The sequence below is a fragment of the bacterium genome, from assembly GCA_023150945.1.
GTDB lineage: Bacteria > Zhuqueibacterota > Zhuqueibacteria > Zhuqueibacterales > Zhuqueibacteraceae > Coneutiohabitans.
Genome location: JAKLJX010000013.1, coordinates 152,036 through 170,567, shown reverse-complemented (window position 1 = coordinate 170,567; position 18,532 = coordinate 152,036). Strand labels below are relative to the sequence as shown.

The following is an 18,532-nucleotide window of genomic DNA, read 5'->3' as shown; positions in this document are numbered from 1 at the left end:
TCGTCGGTCCGGCGGCCGAAGCCGGTTCAAAAGTGCATCGGCGCGGGATTCTTGGCTCGCAACGCAACCGGCGCGGCGGCGCGTTCCGGCGTCACAGCAGCGCCCGGCGGCAGGGCCGGCTTGCTCTGCAGAGCTGCCGCTGCTCGCGGCGCACCGGCGTGAAAGCCACGGCCGTTAATTCCGTTTTTCACAACGCCGTTGGCAGCATTGCCGTTGGCATGCGTGTCATGGGTCTGCAAATGGACGGCCTGCCGGCGGCGCGCCACCTCGGTTTGCAGCCGCAGATCAACGGTCACCTCCGCCATGGGCGCATCTCCGGCCGTGGTTAGGTCTTCGAGCAATTCTTCGATCGGGGTGGCACGCTTGATGCGCGCGGGCGGCAGCACCACGGTCTCGGGCATCACCGGCGGCTGCCACGCCGCGGCGGTGGTTTCAACCGTCACGCGTTCCGCCGCACGCGCCGGGCGCGCCGGTGTCGGCGTGCCGCGCAAGGCTTGGCCAGCCTGCTCACGCACGAAGGCGCCGGCAACTCCGGCCAGCAGGCCGAGCAGGATTCCCATGGCCAGATTGCGACCTTTGCGCGGGCTGACAGGTTCGAACGGCACACCCGCGGGACTGATGATCGCGATGCGCGACAGGCGCCGATCGGCGGCTTTCTCCACACTCATTTCTTCGCGCCGCGTCACCAACAGGGAATAGATCTTGCGGGTGTTCTCCGTGGCCAGTTCCAGCTCGCTCAACACCCGCTCCTTGGCCGGCAGGTTCTGCAAATCCGCTTTGACATTCTCCACCTTGCGGGACATCACGGCAATCTGCTCCTGCAGCGAGCGCCGGCGTTCTTCCTCCAGCCCGATGAGGCGGTCGATTTCGCTCACCAATTCCTTTTGCACGCCGGCGATTTGGCTGGCGAGATCGCGCATGTGGCGATGATTGCGCGTGTATTTGCCCAGCGCCGCGCGGTATTCCAGCCGCAAATCCGTGAGCCGGCTGTAAAGCTGGCGGATGGCCGGATGGGCATCCATGTCGGCATCAGGCACGATGAGCGAGTCGCGCGTGGCGTGCAGGCGGCGCAGCCGCGTGATCTTGGCCGTAAGCGTTTCCGCTTCTTCGCGCAAGCGCAGGATCTCGTAATCGGTCGAGCGATACTTCTCCAGCACGATGGCAACCTGTTTGTCATAGTCCACCAGGCCGCTGCTCATGCGGAAGGCATAGAGCGCCTGTTCCAGACTGTCCAGCCGGGTGCGGGCACTGCCGATGTGTTCGCTGAGAAAATTCTCGATCTCCGCGCCGCCGTGCACCTGGGCGTTGTAGGCGGCATAGGCATTGGCAAGCGCATTGGCATACCAGGCGGCGCGTTCCGCTTCCGTGTCTTCAAAACTGATGGTGATGACGTTGGCGCCGGTGACCGCTTCGACGGTGATACGGCGGCGCATGCGTTCGAGCGCCGGTTCCATCAAATCATCGCCGGCCTGCCAGGCCGCCGCATTCGCTTCCGAGCGCGTGCCGTCGGCCGCCGCCACCAGACGCTGCCGGCCGTTGACCAGTGCCTGCAATGCTTGCACTGACTCGGAATTCAACCCGTGAAACGGCCGCCGGCTCGCCAGAGCTTCACGCAACACATTCTCCAGAACAGGACGGCAGGTGGCGATTTCCAGCTCCGAGCGAATGTCCTCTTCCTGATTGAGGCGCGAGAAGTAGGGATTCAAGGCGCCCGGTTTTTCCTCGCGGCGCACCAGCACTTTGGCGGTGGCGCGGAACTGTTGGGCGGCGGTGAACGTGGCCACGGCCACCGGAATCACCGTGAGCAAGAACAACGTGATGACCAGGCCGCGATGCCGGGCAATCACTTCCACCCCGGCTTTCAATCGCAACATTGCGGTGCTTTCTTCCAACATGACTCTCTCCTGCGCACTGATTGAGGACTCATCCCTTTTGTTTCAATGATGCCCGTACCCGCTTGGCGCGGACCGTCCGGGCGCGGCGGCTTCATCTGCCGACCAACGTGTAAAGCCAGGCAAAGCCCGACAGCGTGCCCACGGGCAACAGTCCATCGATGTATTGATCCACGAATTGGTTGGCGCGGGCAATGCCCGATTTCGGGACATAGACGATGTCGAACGGATACAGTTCGACGTTGGCGGCGGCAAGGCGGCCGCGCAACGCACCGCGCACGTCATAGACCAGCGTGGCAACACTGCCGTTGCGAGGATTGCGGCGCAACACGACGATGGCCGAAGACTTGGCGGAAGATCTGAATCCACCGGCTTGAAAGACCGCGCTCATGATGGTCAAGCCGTTGTCGTAAGGCACCAGGCCGGGCGATTCCACTTCGCCGCCGACAAAGACTTTTTGCGAGGCCGAGCTTTTCACGATCACCGCCACTTCCGGATCCACCAAACGCTGGCGATAGCGCATTTGCAGCAGCGTGTCCAGAATCGCCGGCGTCAGGCCGCTGACTTTGATTTCTCCCACCAGCTCCAGCGAAATGTGGCCATCCGGCCGCACCCACACTTCGGTGTTCAGCTCGGGATGATAGTAGAGCCGGATGACGAGATTGTCGCCGGGCGCGATGCGATATTCCTGCTCATGATAAGCCGGCACGCGCGGCCGCAGCGGTGCAGCGGTTCGCTGCGTACCGGCGCAAGCCTGCAACAACAGCGCGGCAAGACCGGTGAGCAGCACCCGGGCCGCAAGCGCACGGCTGCCGGCGGGCCGTTGCATTTGATTCAAAGCAGATTGCGGTGGCAGCGAACAGCGTGACATGATGGCATCACCTGATTGGGTTTGATCTGACCGTGATTGATTGCTGCCGATCTCAAGACAAAGGCCATACCACGGTTCGGGCAGGAGCAAACGGCGGGGACGCCGGCGATCGCGGCAGAAGCAAAACAAAGGTTTGAAGGAAGTGAAAGAGAAATTGTGCGGCAGGCCTGCCGCGCGCAGGCGAGGTTTAGCAATGTTTTGTTGCACTCGGGCGCCGTACGATTTGATCGGAACGGCGTATTTCGTTACACCATTGATTTCGATTCCAAGCCAGGCTCACGTTTCCATCACTGCCGGCGCGGGCCGCTGCGCAGCCGCAGGCCTGGCTTTGCGCGCCGCCGCCGCCAGCGCGATTTGGCGCAGACTCGCCAGCGCTTGTTTCGCCATCAATTCGACCCAACCCACCGCAGCCTGCTTGCCGGTGATGACAATCAAAATCAAGCGGCCCGCGAAACTGAAGACGTAGCTGTTGTGCTGCCAGCCTTCCAGCAGCAAGGAGCGCACACCTTGGGTCTCGCCGAGTTGGCGGAACAGGGCGGCCGCTGCCGCCATGTGACTGGCTGCCAGCCGGCCGAGGGCCGCCGCGCCGGAACTCTCCGGCAGCTCCGGCGGCACATTTCCCACCTGCACGACCGGCCTGCCGTCTTGATCACACAGCATGACCACCTGCGCATGCGTGCGGTGCGCGAGCTGCTGCAAAACGACTCTCACTTCCGGCCAACCGCTGCCGGATGGGCTGCGCTGCGGCAGCACCGCGGGCTGTGCTGGTGGCGTCACCGGCACAGTGACTTCCGGCTGCCGTGGCGGTGAAGAACTCGTTGCCACCGCCGGCGGAGCCGGGCACGGCATAGCGGGCAGTTCGGCAGGCTGCGGACGATGCCACTGCCGCCGGGCGCGCAGATTGCTGATCTTTTGACGCAGCCCATGAACCAACGGCGCGACCGTCCAAGGGCCGCGGCCAACCTGCCACAGCGCCGCCAAGCCCAGCCCGCCAAGCAACAGGTTGGCGGACCACATGGCCAGCAGCGGCGGGAGACGCTCACGATCCGCCAGGCGCTCGCCGCCGATCATGCACGCCCAATAGATCAAAAAGAAGATCAGGCTGAGGCCCGAGCTGGTGGCAAAACCACCCTGCCGCGCCAGCACGCCCAGCGGCGCACCAATGAGCACGAAAACCACGCACGCCGCCGGAAAGGCGTACTTCTTGTGAATTTCAACCAGCAGGCTGTGCACGCGCTGCTGCAGTTCCTGCTGCCGCGACGACCAAACCTGCAGGAAGCCGCGCAAGCGATCGCGGCGCTCAGCCGGCAAATCGGCAGGCAGCGCGGTCAGCAGGGTTTCCCGCGGCGCGCCGCCCGGAGGCGCGGGCAGCTCGAGGCCTTCGCCGGCAAACACGGCGTGCAGCCGCTGCTGCAACTGCGCCAGCGCCGCCTCACTGGCGCTCACCTCCTGCCGCATTTGTGCCAGGGTTTGTTCGCGATCGGTGCGCGCCGTTGCAAGCAAGCCGGCAGTGCTGTCTTCCCAAAAAATGACGAACTCGTGCTTGATGAAACTCAGCCGCCGCAATTCCTCCAGCTCATTGAAATCGATTTCCTGAATTTCGCCGTCGAACAAAGTCAACGTCACCCGGCGGGCGGCGGAATCGGTTTGCATCAGGCCGGCGCGCGCCGCGATCATGCGCTGCACCTGCGGCGCGGAGAGATCCTGCACCAGCAGATTGGTCAATTTCGTCACGGCCAGGCTTTCTGCCACGGCGGTGGCCAGCAGGCGGTAATTGGGCAAATCGCCAAACCACACGCCGGGTTCGAGGCGAATGGCGGGTTTGTGCAGGGTGATGGCAGTGGCGAGGCGGCGCGCGCGGTAGTTGAATTCCGGCAGCACGCGATCGGTGAACCAAAACAGCATGAGCGCAAGCGCGGCGGCGGCGGCCAACACCGGCGCCACCAGGCGCCGCAGACTGAGGCCGGCGGCGTGCAGGGCGGTGATTTCCTCATCCGCGGCCAGCCGGCCAAACGCCATCAGCGTGGCCGTGAGCACGGCCATCGGCACGGCCGTGGCCATCATCCAGGCGAGGTTGCAGCCGAAAAATTCCAGGATGGTGGTGACCGGCAGGCCTTTGCTCAGCAGCCGGTTGAGCTGGCGAAACAACAGATCGAGCACGAATACAAAGGTGAGCACCGCAAAGCTGAAGCAGAACGGCCCGGTGTGTTCGCGCAGGAGATAACGTGTCAGGATGAATTTGCGCATGATTGAATGCGGCGGATGATGGCGCGGTTGCAAATGACCCTGCCAAACGCGGTGCGGAAGCAAGACCTGGCGTGCTCGCTCGGCGAGTCCCAATTGCCTGAATTATAAAACACTTTCCCGGCAGATGCGGAATCAATTTGGCTTTTGCGCAATACCTTTCCGCATCCGCCGTGAATGCCCTTATATTCGTGCATTGAATCGCGTTCACGAGGGACAGGCTGTGTGGCGCGGCGCAGGCTCTGAGGATGGGCTGTTCTCGAATGGCTTTGGTTTCTGCGGGGTCTTAGCTCTCGTACGGCCGTTTGGCCCAACCACATCCTCATCCGGCCATGACCGGCGCGGAAAATCGCCCCCAGGCAGGCGAGATTCCGCCTCCTTCCGAGATGCTGCCACCTCACACCAGGACGATTACCGACAGCAGCGGAACTCCCCCACATCAGACCTTCTCAACAAACCTCACAGTACCGACAGACTACTTGGATAACTCCCATGCTCTCACACTTGAACATGTGGCTCACCCGCCGCGGCCGGCTTGGGCTGGTCCTGCTGGCAGTTATGGCCTTCCTCAGTTGCAGCCAGCAGTCCGGACACCAACTGCCGCAAACCGCGGTGATCGGCCTCAGCAGCGATTTCGACACGTTGCTGGAGCTGGGAACCGCCAACGCCGACGCGCTGCACGTGATTGAAGAGATGCTGTTCTTGACCTTGTGCGAGCTGGACAGCTCGCTGGCCATGCAGCCGCGGCTGGCGCGCACCTGGGAAACCAGTGCCGCAGGCAGAGAGGTGACGTTTCATTTGCGTGACGACGTGTACTGGTCCGACGGCCAGCCCACCACGGCAGAAGACGTGATCTTCACCCATCAACTGGCGGTCAATCCGGCAACGGCTTATACCGGCCGTGACCGCTTCGCCGAGGTTGACTCCGTGGCTGCGCTCGATGCTTATACTGTCCGCTTCACCTTCAAGCGCGCCTATCCGGATGCCATGTTGGATATTCAAATTCCAATTCTGCCCAAGCACGTGCTCGCCAGCGTGCCGCCGGCGGAATTGCGGCGGGCGTCCTTCAATCGCATGCCGGTGAGCAATGGGCCGTTCCTGCTCCAAGAATGGCGGCCGAATGATCGCATCATCTTTGCCGCCAATCCGCGTTACTATGGCGGCAAACCGAAGCTCGACCACATCGTGTTTCGCATCGTGCCGGAGGAGAATACCCTGGTGGCCAACCTGCAGGCCGGCGAGATCGACTTGTTACCCTATGTTTCCGCCAACAAACTCGGCGAGTTGAGCCAACAGCCGCAACTGCGCGTGCTGACGTATCCCGATCGCGGCTACAGTTTTCTTGCCTTCAACTTGCAGCGGCCGATTTTTCAGGAGGTCGCGGTGCGCCAGGCCATCACCCAGGCCATCAATCGCCAAAACCTGATCGCAGTGCTGCTCAACGGCCGCGGCCGCGTCGTGCCCGGCCCGATCCCGCCGTACTTCTGGGCCTATGATGATTCGCTCGCCACCGAGCTTTACGATCCGGCGCAGGCGGCCACCCTGCTGCAACAGGCCGGCTGGGAGGATCACGATGGTGACGGCGTGCGCGACCGGCGCGGCCAGGCGCTGGCTTTCACCATGAAGACCAATGCCGACAACAAAATGCGCAGCGACGCGCTGGTCATGATACAGGCGGATTTGCAGAAAATCGGCGTGCAGGCCCAGCCCGAGTTGCTGGAATTCGGCCGGCTGGTGGAGGACGTGTTGCAAAAGCGCGATTTTGACACCGTGCTGCTCTCCTGGAAAACCGGATACTCCGTCAATCCCTCCCAGGTTTGGCATTCCGAGGCGATTGCAGACGGATACAATCTCACCTCCTATCACAATCCGCGGGTGGACTCGCTGCTGGTGGCCGGCCGCCAGGAGAATGACCGCGAGCGCAGCCGCCGGATTTGGCGTGCGTTTCAGCGCCTGGTCGCCGCCGATTGCCCATATGTCTTTCTCTACATGCAGGAGAATCCCGCGGTGGTGCATCAGCGGCTGCAGCAGGTCAAAATGGATGTGCGCGGCTATCTGATCAACGTCGAGGAGTGGACGCTGGCAGCGCCCGCCCCATGATTGGCATCGCCGCTCCTCCGCGGCGGTGCGCGAGCGCGGAAAATAGTTCTCTTTGATTTACGGCAGCACAGAGTTTTGCGAGTATAGTCAGGTGGATTCTCTGCGAGGCACTGTCCGTTCTGGCAGTTTGAGATGACAAGGACGTGCTCGTTTGCACGGCGGGCGGCCATGGCCGGCCCCCGTGCCGGGAGATTCAACAGAACGTCGATTCGGGCCGGAGATCGTCCCGCAAGAAGAGGCGTAATCGCAACACTCAGGAAAACCGGTGCACAGGAGTGTTACGATTGCGCCTTTCTTTTTGTCAGGGCGTCCTGGCATGATATTGCAGGGAGCAGTGGTGGCACGCCCCTGTGCGAATGTGCAGAGGGATTCGGCATATTTGAACTCGGGGCAGGGGGCAGCCCCAAACCGATCGCACAGGAGAACATCTATGCAAGGAGAAAGACTTGAAATTCCAAGTTCTCGTGGCCGGCGGCCGTGAGCTGCAAAACGCCGTGGCAACTTGTTTCGCCGAAAACCCTGAAGCCGCCCTGTGGCAGTGCAGCACGGAAGAAAAGCTGAAAGAGGCGCTGGCACGCACGCACGCACCGGACTTGATTCTGATCGACTTCGATCTGCAACAGCTCAAGCCGCTCAAGCTGCTTTCCCAGTTGCTGGCCACGGGAGAAAAACGCAATGTGGTGCTGGTGGCGGCCGCGCCCGCCATTGAAGACGTGGTAAAGTGCCTGCACTTGGGCGCCAGTGATTTCCTGCAGTATCCCAAGGAAAAGGTCAAGCTCCACACCGCCCTGCGTGACTACTATGCCCGTTGGGAAAAAAATCAAAAAGGCGCGGCCTTTGGCGCGCAGTTGCATGATCGTTTCGATGTGCAGGGCTTGATCGGCGAAAGCCCGCAGATGCAGCAGGTGGTGCTGACCATCAAAAAAATCACACACCGCCGCTGGGTGACCGTGTTGATTCGCGGCGAAACCGGCACGGGCAAGGAGCTGGTGGCGCGCGCGATTCACTATGGCAGCGCCGAAACGCCCGCCAATGCGCCCTTCGTCGAAGTCAACTGCACCGCCATTCCGGAGAATTTGCTGGAAGCGGAGTTGTTCGGCTATGAAAAAGGCGCATTCACCGACGCCAAATTCAGCAAGAAAGGGTTGTTCGAGATTGCCGAAGGCGGCACGCTGTTTCTCGATGAAATCGGCGACATGAGTCTGCTGTTGCAGGCCAAACTGTTGAAGGCCATCGAAGAAAAACGCATTCGCCGGCTGGGCGGCACGCAAAGTCTGGAAGTCAAGACGCGCATCATGGCGGGCACGCATGCCCATCTGGAGAAGGCCATCGAAGAAACGCGCTTTCGCCGGGATTTGTACTACCGCCTGAACGTCATCACGCTCACGCTGCCGCCGTTGCGCGAGCGCGGCCGGGACATTCTCGTGCTGGCGCACCATTTTCTTGCGGCCTATGCCCGCGAATATCAAACGCCGGCGCAAAAACTCACGCCCGCCGCCGAACAAGCTTTGATGCAATACGACTGGCCCGGCAACGTGCGCGAGCTGAAACACGTGCTCGAGCGCGCCGTGCTGCTCAGCGAAAACGCGGCCATCGACGTTGCCGATATTCACGAAGCCCTGGGCGTGGAACCTCAGCCGCGGGCCGCCTCGCCCCGGCCGGCCGAAGGCGCGCTCCCGTGGAGCCGTGCCATCGAAATCCCGCCGGAAGGCTTGTCCTTGCGCGACGGCGAATGCCGGTTGATCGAGGAAGTCCTGCGCCTGACGAAATGGAACAAGACGCGCGCTTCGCAAATCCTGGGCATCTCGCGGCCCCGGCTGGCGCGCAAAATCGAAGAGTATAAAATTCAGGCGCAACCTCGGAAGGCTTTTGAGCTCACCGCAGTCTAAGGCACTGTTCCCAGGGCAGCATGGCGCTTGATCAACCACTCGAAATCGTGATTGCCGGCGAAAGCCAGTTCCAGCAGCGCCTGGCACAGGCGCTGCCGGCCGACAGCTTTGCCTGCCGCACAACCGCCGGCACAGCGGAGATGATCGACTTGCTCGCCGAACGGCCGGCGCGCGTCGTTCTTCTGCAATTCGATGCGCCGGAAGCCGATCCGCTGCAAATCCTCGAACGGCTGCAGCAGGAACAGGAGGACCTGGCCGTTATCATGCTGGCGCAAGACCCGCCGACCGAGGCGGTCGTGCGCTGCCTGAAGCGCGGGGTGCGTGACTTTCTGAAATTTCCAGAAGACCTGAGCCGGCTGCCGGAGTTGATACACAAAATAAGCCATTCCTCCGGTCCGGAAGAGGTGCCGGCCGCAACCGATGCCGGCCCGCTCGGGCGGGATGGCATGCTCGGCGCCTGCCCGCAGTTGCAGCAAATCCGTAAACGCATCCAGCGCCTCAGCCGGGTCAAGTGGGTCACGGTTTTGATTCTCGGGGAGACCGGCACCGGCAAGGAAGTGGTGGCGCGCGCGATTCACAACGCCTCCACCGTGCTCTCACACGAGGGCAACTTCATCGAAGTGAATTGCACCGCCCTGCCGGCAAACCTGCTGGAAGCCGAGTTATTTGGCTATGAACGGGGCGCCTTCACCGACGCCAAGACGCGCAAGCAGGGATTGTTCGAGCTGGCGGAAGGCGGCACGCTCTTTCTCGATGAAATCGGCGACCTGAGCCTGCTGCTGCAGGCCAAACTGTTGAAGGCGATCGAAGAGAAGCGATTCCGGCGGCTGGGCGGCACGGTCGACTTGCAGGTAAATACCCGCATCATCGCCGGCACCAACGCCGATTTGCGGCGGGCAGTGGCAGCAGGCCAGTTTCGCCAGGATTTGTTTTACCGCTTGAACGTCGTCAACCTCGAGCTGCCGCCTTTGCGCGAACGGGGCGCGGACATCTTGCTGCTCGCCCGGCATTTCTTGCGGCAATTCCGGCAAAGTTATGAAATCGCCGTAAACGGCTTCAGCCCGGAGGCGGAGGATTACCTGCTGGGATATCCCTGGCCGGGGAACGTACGCGAATTGAAGCACGCCGTCGAGCGCGCGGTCTTGTTGGGCGAAGGCGGGGAAATCACGCTGGCGGACTTGCGCTCGGCGTTGGGATTGGCGCCGCCGATGCAGCCGGTCAGCCCTCAGGCTTTTCTGCCAACCACTGATCCGCTCGCGATTCCAACCGATGGTTTGAGTTTGAAGGAAGGTGAGCGCCGGTTGATCGAGGAGATTTTGAGGCTCACCAAGTGGAATCGCACCAAGGCCGCGGAAATCCTGGGGATTTCGCGGCCGCGCTTGAAGCGCAAGATGGAGGAATATCGCCTCGGCAATCCGCACGAGGAAGCAGAGTTTTAGTCACTAAATAGTAAACTCGTTGCAATAAAAGCAAAGACTTGTTCGGTGGCTGCTATCTTGATCTGTATTCATGCGGGTTTCGTATCACTTCTGAAAATCTCCGGCTTTTTCCACTTTGGGCGAAAAAATCACGCAGAGACGCAAAGGTTCGCAAAGATTTCCTAATCATTTGTTGCTCGCAATCACCAAAGACAAAACTCGAATCGTTTCTTTGCGTGCCTTTGCGTCTCCGCGTCTTTGCGAGCGCTTTTGCCTTCTTTGGTTCCGGCTCGTTCGGGTTGGGACGCGGCGAGGAAACCGCCCGCCCATGCGGCGGCGAGGCCTCCTCCCGTTTATTACCCCAAAAGAATCTCGCCTGTCGCGGCAACCACCGGCCGGCATCACACCGCCGTCATTCCTCCTCTTTGAGCAGGCCGCCTTGGCCTTTCACGACGCGTTTCAATTTCAAACGCAACACATCCAGTTCCTCGGAGGGAAAAACATGCTTGATTCGTTCCAGCACGGAGATGGCCTCGAAAATCACATCCACCAGTTCCATGTAACGGGTGGTGCTGCTCTTGTGACCATCGTCCTGCTCCAGACTGCGGACCGCCAGGGTTTCGACCATGTGCTTCATATCGGCGAGGTGATGCACGATCATGCGAAAGGTTTGCGTCATGAATGCGTCGATGCCGGGCAGTGCAGTTTCCCCCGCGGTTTGGCTGATCATCCGGCGCACGCTGCCCAGTTCCAGCCGCCAATCCTGCACGTGCGCCGGCGCGCCGGCCACCGCGCGATAGGTGCGGGAATATTCCACCGAGATTTTGGCCTGCTCCAGCAACTGGTCGAAATCGACCGGCTTCACCAGATAGGCCACCACCGGCAGTTCAATGGACTGCGCCGCTGATTCCAGCGAGGGGTAGCCGGTTACCATGATCACCGGCATGCCGGGCGCGACCTGCGGCAAAGATTTGATCAACTCGAGATCGGTGTTGCCCGGCATCTTGATATCGGCAATCATCAAGTCATACTGCTGGCTGCGCAGCTTGGCAAGCGCGCCGGGGGCGTCGTTCACGCAATCGCATTCGAAACCGCGGCGGCGCAACAAGGCCGCAGTGGATTGCAGAAAAGTCTCCTCATCATCAGCCATCAAAATTCTGCCCAAAGGCTCCATGGCGGTCTCCGTATTGGGATTTCAAGACGTTGTTGTAAAAATGGCGGTACCGGCGCGGCCCGCTGCCGGCGCGGTTCAATTGTCTTCAGACCGGGTTGGTGCGCTGCCCGCGAGCGGCAGCAGAATGTGAAACGTAGTGCCCAGCCCCTGCTTGCTTTCAAAGCGAATTGCGCCGCCCGAAGCCTCCGCCAGGTTTTTGGAAATGGAGAGGCCGAGGCCCAGCCCGCCCGTTGCCGATCCGCTCTTGGTGGTGAAAAACGGCTCGAACACTTGTGACTGAATCGCCTCCGGAATGCCGCAGCCCTGATCCGCCACGATGAGGTTCAGCCAGCCGTCGCGCGCCGCGGCCTGCACCATGATCGCACTGCCGCGCGCTGACGCTTCGATGGCATTGCGCAGCAGATTGAACAGCACCTGGCGCAAGGTTCCTTCGGAATTCACCCGCGCCTGGCCGGCCTGCTCGATGGCAACCGTGATCGTGACGCCGGCCTCCTGGGCGCCGGATCTGGCCAGCGCCACCACGTCGCGGATGGCTTCGCTGGCGGGATATTCCTTGGTCATATTACGATCCGGCCGGTAGAGCGTGAACATCTGCTGCACGATGCCGGCAATGCGGTCGATCTCCCGTTCCAGCCGCGGCACGAATTCATAGTCCGGATGATCGCGCGGCACGTGATCTTTGATCAGCAGAAAAGAATTTTTGATGCCGGCGAGCGGATTGTTGATCTCATGCGCGATGCGCGCCGCCATGCGGCCGGTGGCCGCGAGTTTCTCATTCTCCAGGCGCTGGCGTTCGAGCTGCTGCAGCCGCGCGGTGCGCACCCGCACCAATTCCTCCAGTTGTTCGTTGTAGCGGCGAATCTGATCTTCCGCCTGCTTGCGCTCGCTTACATCGCGGAAGACCAGCACCACGCCGATGATGTTGCCGCGCTCGTCGCGAATGGGCGCGGCGCTGTCATCGATGGGAAATTCGCGGCCGTCCTGGGCGAGCAAAATCGTGTGATTGGCCAGGCCGGTAATCACGCCTTCGCGCAGTGCGCGGAGCGCCGGGTTTTCCGCGGGCTGGCGCGTGGTCTCATTCACGATGCGAAACACCGCGTTCAGTTCCACGCCCACGGCGGCTGACTCCGGCCAGCCGGTGAGCGCCTGCGCCACTGCATTCATGAACACGACGATGCCCTTTTCGTCGGTGGCAATGACGGCGTCGCCGATGCACTTCAGCGTGGTGGCAAACCATTGCCGGCTTTCCTTGATTTCGCGCTCCAGTTTGTGCCGGTAAAGCCCCATTTCGATGTTGGAATGCAGCTCGCGCTCTTCAAAGGGCTTCAACACATAGCCGTAAGGCTCGGTGAGCTTGGCCGCTTGCAGTGTTTTCTCATCGGCATAGGCGGTCAAAAAGATCACCGGCAAGTCGTAGCGGCTGCGAATTTGCTCTGCAGTTTTGATGCCATCCAACTCGCCCGCCAGCATGATGTCCATCAAAATCAAATCAGGCAGCACGGCGGGCACCTGCGCCAGGGCTTCCTCGCCGCTGGAACAAACCGCCACGACCTCGTAACCGAACTTCCGCAATCGGCTTTGAATGTCAAGCGCGACGATCGTTTCATCTTCGACAACCATGATTTTCGTAGCCGGACTCTGATTCATGTGACTACTTTCTCTTACCTGGCATGTCAATTCCTGAGGGCGGCAAACTGCGTGCGGCCGTTATTGTTTCTCTCGCTGCCGGGCCTCGCGTGCGAAACCCGGCGACTGCGCAAATCCGGAAGCTGCACGGCAGACTTCTGCGCAGCCCGGAGGGCGTTCTCATTCAATCACCTTGGCCAGCTTCAACAATTGCGAGCTGAACTCCACACCCTCGGCTTTGGCGGCGGACAAATTCACGATGACGCGGGGATTCTCGCCCTTGCTGCCGATGCCCACGGTCAGCCCGGCCTCGACATAAGCGGGCACGCCGGTAAACGTGAGAATCTTGCGGTTGCGGCTGACGGCGGTAATGGTTTTCAATTCGACGGCGCGCAAGGGCGCCACATAGAAAATGTCGATGCTGTTGCGGGCAGCGGCCTCCGCCAGATTGATATCGTCAGTGAGCGCAATCGGCACATGCCGGATCGGCAAGTCCACCAGCTTGTCGATCTGCGATTCTGCCATCACCGCGACGAAGTCATCCTTGCAGGAGAGCGAACTGCGAAAGGCGGTTTGATACAAGATGCCAATGACCAACTCGCTGCCGGCCCGCGCCTTCAGGTTGCGATCGAAAGCCAGAATCTTGTGCAGCAAGGCGTATTGCACCTCGGCAGGCACTTCCATCTCCTGGGCCTGGCCCAAAGGGGTCGCCAGCAGAAACAAGCCGATCACAAGCAGCAGGGTTCGCATGGTGGGCAGTCGTCCGGGATCTAGAGCTTGACGCGCAATTCCGCCTGGTAATTCCGCCGGTTCTGTGTAATGCCCGCCTGGCGGTGCTCGACGCCGCCCGGCGTCTGATAACTGGCGTCGAAAACATTGTTGATCGCCACGGCCGCATGCACGCGGCGCAGCCATGCCGGTGCGGCCGCACCGGCGCGCGAGCTGAGGCGCAGATTGGCGAGCAGATAGCCAGGCGTGCGCGAACGGTAAACCGTGAGCCGCGAGGTTTCATATTGCATTTCCAGCGCGGTTTCGAGAGGCCGCGGCACCGGACAGACCAGGCCGAGCTTGGCCAGGTGGCGCGGTGAATTGGTCAGGAACTTCCGGGTGCGGCTGTCGTCGCGCGCGCTTTGATAAGAGTAGCTGGCAGAGCCGCGCGGCCCGTTTTGCGGCCGCAGACTCACTTCGAACTCGGCGCCATGGGCTTGGGCGCGGCTGACATTGCGAAATTGTGCCAGGCCGTCGAGCGGATCAACCACCGGGTCGATCAAATCCCGCATGAGGTATTGATAAAGCGAAACCGTACCAAACCACGCCGCGGTCAGGCGCTGTTCGCCGACCAGTTCGATTGTGGTGATGTGCTCGGGAGCAACCGCAGGATTGGATTTGTAGGAAACCCCATCATCGGTGTTCACTTCCCAGGGCGAAGGCGCACGAAAGGCTGCGCCATAGAGCAGCTTGAGGGTCGTGCTTTTATGGGGATGAAAAACCAATGCGGCGCGCGGCGCCTGCGCGCTGCCCACGGTGGAATAGCGATCCCAGCGCAGCCCCAGCGTGAGCGCGAGATTCGCGGCAGCTTGCCACTCATCCTGCCAATACCAGGACATGAGGTGAAAGGGAAAGTCACCGTCGAAAAACGTCTGGTGCCGGTCCCACGCGCGATAGCGGGCTTGCAAGTGCTGTTGATATTCCACGCCGGCGGTCACGCGGTTGTTGGCACCGGTGTCCCACAGCAATTGTGCTTCGCTGCCCACCCAGGTGCCGCGCGAGAGATCACGGTAGGTTGTCGCATAGGGATATTTTCCGGCATAGGCATAGTGATCGTAGTAGCCGCGCAGCAGGAAACTCTTGTTGCCGTCAAAGCTGCCGTTCCATTTGAGCTCGAGGAAGCGCCGGCCGTCAGAGGTTTGGGCTTCGCGGTTGAACACAATGGCGTAGGCACCGGTCGGAATGCCCTTGTCGCGGCCGGTGAACAGGCCGGAAAACCCGAGGTTTTTGTAAGCCAGCGCGGCAAACAGACTGCGGTATTTGTCCCAGTCCAGATTTTCAGCAATGCCGTTGTTGGTCGCGGGATCATCATATTCGAGATAGTAAAGATTCCGGCCGTCGCTCTCGGCCCACTGGCCGGCAACAAACAGATCCAAGCCGTTGGCGAATTCCTTGCCGAAGCGCAGGCCGGCGCGGCGCCTGCCCAGGCTGCCGAACGCCGTGGTCAGCTCGCCGCCCTCCACTGCTTTGCCCGGCTTGGGCACGAGATTGATCACGGCGAACATGGCATTGGTGCCATATAAGGCCGAGCCGGGGCCGCGCACGATTTCGACGCGCTCGAGCGCGGCGAGATCGAGCGCCAGTTCGGTGCCGATCATCGCCGAACCGTAGAAATTCTCGTTAAGCGTGTGTCCGTCGAGCAACAACAGGATGCGATTGTTGTAGTCCGTTGGCCGGCTGAAGCCGCGCACGCCCACATAGCTGTAATTGCGGTCATTGCTCACATAGAACCCGCGCACGCTGCGCAGTAATTGTTCCAGCGTTTCGAAGCCATAGGCCTTGATTTCGGCGGCGGTGAGGATGGTGACCGCGGCCGGTGCTTCGCTGGCGGTTTGCTCATATTTGGCGGCGGTATTGATCCTGATGTTGAGCAATTCATCGAGCGAGCGGCCGAGCAGCTCGTCCGGCTCCTGCGCCAACGCCGGTACGGCGAGCAGGAGGAGGCTGCCCAACCAGCAACGCGGCCGGTGTTTCTGTGAGAGTTTCATCATGCTGGAAAAACCAGTTGGAATTCCGTGCCCGCTTCCGCGCGGCAAGTGAGCGTGCCCTTGAGCTGCTTGGTGAGCATCTGCACCAGCTTCAGCCCCAGGGATTTGGTGTTCTGAATATCCAGGCCCGGCGGCAGGCCGACGCCGTTATCGCGCACGATCAACACCAGCTCGCTCGCGGTCAAGCGCGTGAGCCGAAGGCTGATCTCGCCGCGCCGGCCGTGGGGAAAGGCGTATTTGAGCGAATTGGACACCAGCTCGTTGAGCAGCAAGCCGCAGGGAATGGCGGTATCGACATTGAGATGCAAGTCTTCCACTGCGAGCTGGAGCTTGATCAAGCTGGCATTGACGACATAGGAGCGGTACAAGTGATTGGTCAGGTTGCGCACATACTCGGCAAAGTCGATGCGGGCAAGATCTTTGGATTGATACAGCTTCTCATGGATGAGCGCCATGGATTTGATGCGATTCTGGCTTTCGGTGAACATCGCGGCCACCGCCGGCTCGGTGAGCGAGGCGGATTGCAGATTGAGCAGGCTCGAAATCACCTGCAGATTGTTCTTCACGCGGTGGTGAATCTCCTTGAGCAGCACTTCCTTCTCGCGCAGCGAGGCCTTGAGCGCCTCGTCCTGCTCGTGAATCTGCGCCAGCATCTCGTTGAAGCTGTCGATCAACAAGCCCAGTTCGTCGTGGCTCTCCTTGCGGGCGCGCACGGAATAATCCTTTTGCTCGGAAACCGCGCGCGCCGTCGCCACCAAATGCAGAATCGGCCGGGAGATCACGTGCTGCAACTGCGAGGAGAGCAAAAAGGCGGCGATCGAGGAGGCCAGCAGCACGGCGAGCATGATGCCGGCATAGCGCTGCAGCCGTTCGTCCATCGCGCGCAGGTCACTCTGCAGCAAAATCGTACCGATGGGCTGCTTCGCCATGAGGATGGGACGGGCCAGCAACAAGTGGTTTTGCCAGAAGAGATGGCCGTTGTGCAGCACGATCATGGGCAGCAGGGACTGGTCGCCGGCCCGCGTGTAGCGGGCGAAGGCAGCGGGCGCATCCTTGCGATAGATCACAGCCGCGATAATGTGCGCCTCGGCAGCCAGCGCGGCCATGGTTTCCTCGGCGGCTTTTGGGTCGTTGAACACCAGCGCGGCCGTCGAGTTGGCGCCGATGACGTCCGCCAGGATCGACACGTTCTGCACGATGGTGCTGCGAAAGGTGATCAGCTCATAGCCGAGAAAGGCGGCGCACGCCAGCATCAGCGCCACGGTGCTCGTCAGCATGATGATCAGGGTCAGTTTCCGCTTGATCGAGAGATGGGCCAGCAAGTTCATGACGAGCTCAGGTTGTCCCGCAATGTGGCAGGGCTTTGATTGCTATAACTACCATGCAAATTGCCGGACGCGGAAACCATTGCGGCGCGGCACCGAAAGTCCGCCGTGGTGCAAATTCCGGACATTTCAACACGCCGGCAGCGTTCGGCGGCCACAAACGCAGGATTGATATACGGCTGCGCAGCGACGCAGTCCGGCAAACCAGGGCGGCCGGCAAACCGCTCTGCAACGAAACGTTCCGCTGCGCTCATGCCGTCGCTGGCCGGCGCAACAAAACGTTGCAGTCCAGCCCGCGCCCTCACCCGGCGGCGGCCATGCTAAAGCCCGTTTTTTCAGCCTCGCCCTGCCGGTGCAGCATGCGGGCGGCGCATGGCATGGCGGTTGCCGAAACGTGGGCATTGTCATGCCGAGACCAGCGACGGTCTCCACCTCATGCTGCGTCACTTTCCGTTCTTCTCACCTTCCTGTTGCTTCGAGATCCGGCTGAACTCGAAACACTCAAATCAATCATGGATGAATCGGGCACTGTGTGAACAGAACTGGCTCGGAGGAGCTGCAATGAAGCGGTTGCGTGTTGGAAACTCATCCTTCTGGAAGGCCATCTTTCTCGCCGGCATTGTCATGACGGTGGGCTGCGAGCAAGGGCCTGCCCCTGCCGGCCTCTCGCCCCTGCAACCCGCCCATCCTGCTACGCTGGCAAAAGGCGGAAATGGCATTCCTGCAAACGGCAGGATGAACCTGAATGGCAAGGCTGACAAGCGCATCAAGAGAAAAGACAAGAGCTGCACCGGTACGGTAAGCAAAAGAATGGGGCCGTCCGGCGGCTTTCTCGAGCACTGCGACTATCGCATGGATGTGCCGGCGGGCGCGCTTGCCGAAGTGCGGGAGATGTCGATCACGATTCTCGCAACGGACGGCGATTTCTACGACGCCAAATTCCAGGCGGTTGATTTTGGCGCCGACGGCTGGTTCCTCAAACCGGTCAAGATCACCATTTGGTATGACCGGGCTGATCTCACCGGCGTGAATCCCGGCGACTTGATCATTGTGTGGTACAACGAAGAGACCGGCGAGTGGGAAGAGGTCGAGACCATAGTCGATTTTCATGCGCAAAAAGTAGTGGCGCATGTCTGGCATTTCACCCAGTACAGCCTGGCCGCGCGCTGAGCGCCGGCTGCCGGCAAGATCTCAGCCATGTTGCAGAGATTTCTCACGCCCGCCCACGCCGCGATGA

The 18,532-nt window shown here is 61.1% G+C and carries 12 protein-coding genes; 4 read left to right on the top strand and 8 right to left on the bottom strand.

Translation table 11 applies throughout. From position 1 onward, the window contains the following. Positions 1–26: 26 nt before the first annotated feature. The 3 genes from L6R21_17410 to L6R21_17400 form a co-directional block, all read right to left on the bottom strand. Positions 27–1,895, bottom strand: a complete 1,869-nt coding sequence (locus L6R21_17410; protein ID MCK6560977.1) for a hypothetical protein — start codon at positions 1,893–1,895, stop codon at positions 27–29. A 91-nt stretch (positions 1,896–1,986) separates the two neighbouring features. Continuing rightward, on the bottom strand, positions 1,987–2,763 hold the full coding sequence (locus L6R21_17405) for a polysaccharide biosynthesis/export family protein (protein ID MCK6560976.1): 777 nt from the start codon (positions 2,761–2,763) through the stop codon (positions 1,987–1,989). 276 nt (positions 2,764–3,039) lie between these two features. Then, on the bottom strand, positions 3,040–5,010 hold the full coding sequence (locus L6R21_17400; protein ID MCK6560975.1) for an LptF/LptG family permease: 1,971 nt from the start codon (positions 5,008–5,010) through the stop codon (positions 3,040–3,042). Between the two features lie 489 nt (positions 5,011–5,499). On the opposite strand from L6R21_17400, the gene L6R21_17395 reads away from it, so the two are divergent. The 3 genes from L6R21_17395 to L6R21_17385 all read left to right on the top strand — a co-directional run bounded on the left by L6R21_17395 (position 5,500) and on the right by L6R21_17385 (position 10,435). Continuing rightward, positions 5,500–7,107, top strand: coding sequence for an ABC transporter substrate-binding protein (locus L6R21_17395; protein ID MCK6560974.1), 1,608 nt, complete (start codon positions 5,500–5,502; stop codon positions 7,105–7,107). Between the two features lie 446 nt (positions 7,108–7,553). Then, positions 7,554–8,996, top strand: coding sequence for a sigma-54 dependent transcriptional regulator (locus L6R21_17390; GenBank protein ID MCK6560973.1), 1,443 nt, complete (start codon positions 7,554–7,556; stop codon positions 8,994–8,996). Between the two features lie 20 nt (positions 8,997–9,016). After that, on the top strand, positions 9,017–10,435 hold the full coding sequence (locus L6R21_17385; GenBank protein MCK6560972.1) for a sigma-54 dependent transcriptional regulator: 1,419 nt from the start codon (positions 9,017–9,019) through the stop codon (positions 10,433–10,435). A 391-nt stretch (positions 10,436–10,826) separates the two neighbouring features. Here the strand turns inward: L6R21_17385 and L6R21_17380 are convergent, their stop codons facing one another. From L6R21_17380 to L6R21_17360, 5 genes are all read right to left on the bottom strand, one after another. Continuing rightward, a complete protein-coding gene (locus L6R21_17380) occupies positions 10,827–11,588 on the bottom strand; it encodes a response regulator (GenBank protein ID MCK6560971.1) in 762 nt (253 codons plus the stop codon). A 75-nt stretch (positions 11,589–11,663) separates the two neighbouring features. After that, the gene (locus L6R21_17375; protein ID MCK6560970.1) at positions 11,664–13,235 is read right to left on the bottom strand and encodes an ATP-binding protein; all 1,572 of its coding nucleotides are present in this window, start codon (positions 13,233–13,235) and stop codon (positions 11,664–11,666) included. A 159-nt stretch (positions 13,236–13,394) separates the two neighbouring features. Further along, a complete protein-coding gene (locus tag L6R21_17370) occupies positions 13,395–13,964 on the bottom strand; it encodes a YfiR family protein (protein ID MCK6560969.1) in 570 nt (189 codons plus the stop codon). Between the two features lie 20 nt (positions 13,965–13,984). Continuing rightward, positions 13,985–15,973 (bottom strand): TonB-dependent receptor, encoded by a 1,989-nt coding sequence (locus tag L6R21_17365; GenBank protein ID MCK6560968.1) that lies wholly within the window; start codon positions 15,971–15,973, stop codon positions 13,985–13,987. Then, positions 15,970–17,298 carry a HAMP domain-containing protein gene (locus tag L6R21_17360; GenBank protein MCK6560967.1) on the bottom strand — a complete coding sequence of 443 codons (1,329 nt, stop codon included), beginning with the start codon at positions 17,296–17,298 and terminating at the stop codon, positions 15,970–15,972. The genes L6R21_17365 and L6R21_17360 overlap by 4 nt, the downstream gene beginning before the upstream one ends. A gap of 558 nt (positions 17,299–17,856) precedes the next feature. Here L6R21_17360 and L6R21_17355 point away from each other — a divergent pair. Next, positions 17,857–18,465, top strand: a complete 609-nt coding sequence (locus L6R21_17355; GenBank protein ID MCK6560966.1) for a hypothetical protein — start codon at positions 17,857–17,859, stop codon at positions 18,463–18,465. Positions 18,466–18,532: the final 67 nt, after the last annotated feature.

What these genes read in the sequence shown, in the direction of transcription:
- L6R21_17355 (MCK6560966.1), top strand. Translation starts at nt 17,857, where the DNA reads ATGAAGCGGTTGCGTGTTGGAAACTCATCCTTCTGGAAGGCCATCTTT.
- L6R21_17410 (MCK6560977.1), bottom strand. Translation starts at nt 1,895, where the DNA reads ATGTTGGAAGAAAGCACCGCAATGTTGCGATTGAAAGCCGGGGTGGAA.
- L6R21_17365 (MCK6560968.1), bottom strand. Translation starts at nt 15,973, where the DNA reads ATGATGAAACTCTCACAGAAACACCGGCCGCGTTGCTGGTTGGGCAGC.
- L6R21_17375 (MCK6560970.1), bottom strand. Translation starts at nt 13,235, where the DNA reads ATGAATCAGAGTCCGGCTACGAAAATCATGGTTGTCGAAGATGAAACG.
- L6R21_17405 (MCK6560976.1), bottom strand. Translation starts at nt 2,763, where the DNA reads ATGTCACGCTGTTCGCTGCCACCGCAATCTGCTTTGAATCAAATGCAA.
- L6R21_17385 (MCK6560972.1), top strand. Translation starts at nt 9,017, where the DNA reads ATGGCGCTTGATCAACCACTCGAAATCGTGATTGCCGGCGAAAGCCAG.
- L6R21_17400 (MCK6560975.1), bottom strand. Translation starts at nt 5,010, where the DNA reads ATGCGCAAATTCATCCTGACACGTTATCTCCTGCGCGAACACACCGGG.
- L6R21_17360 (MCK6560967.1), bottom strand. Translation starts at nt 17,298, where the DNA reads ATGAACTTGCTGGCCCATCTCTCGATCAAGCGGAAACTGACCCTGATC.
- L6R21_17395 (MCK6560974.1), top strand. Translation starts at nt 5,500, where the DNA reads ATGCTCTCACACTTGAACATGTGGCTCACCCGCCGCGGCCGGCTTGGG.
- L6R21_17380 (MCK6560971.1), bottom strand. Translation starts at nt 11,588, where the DNA reads ATGGAGCCTTTGGGCAGAATTTTGATGGCTGATGATGAGGAGACTTTT.
- L6R21_17370 (MCK6560969.1), bottom strand. Translation starts at nt 13,964, where the DNA reads ATGCGAACCCTGCTGCTTGTGATCGGCTTGTTTCTGCTGGCGACCCCT.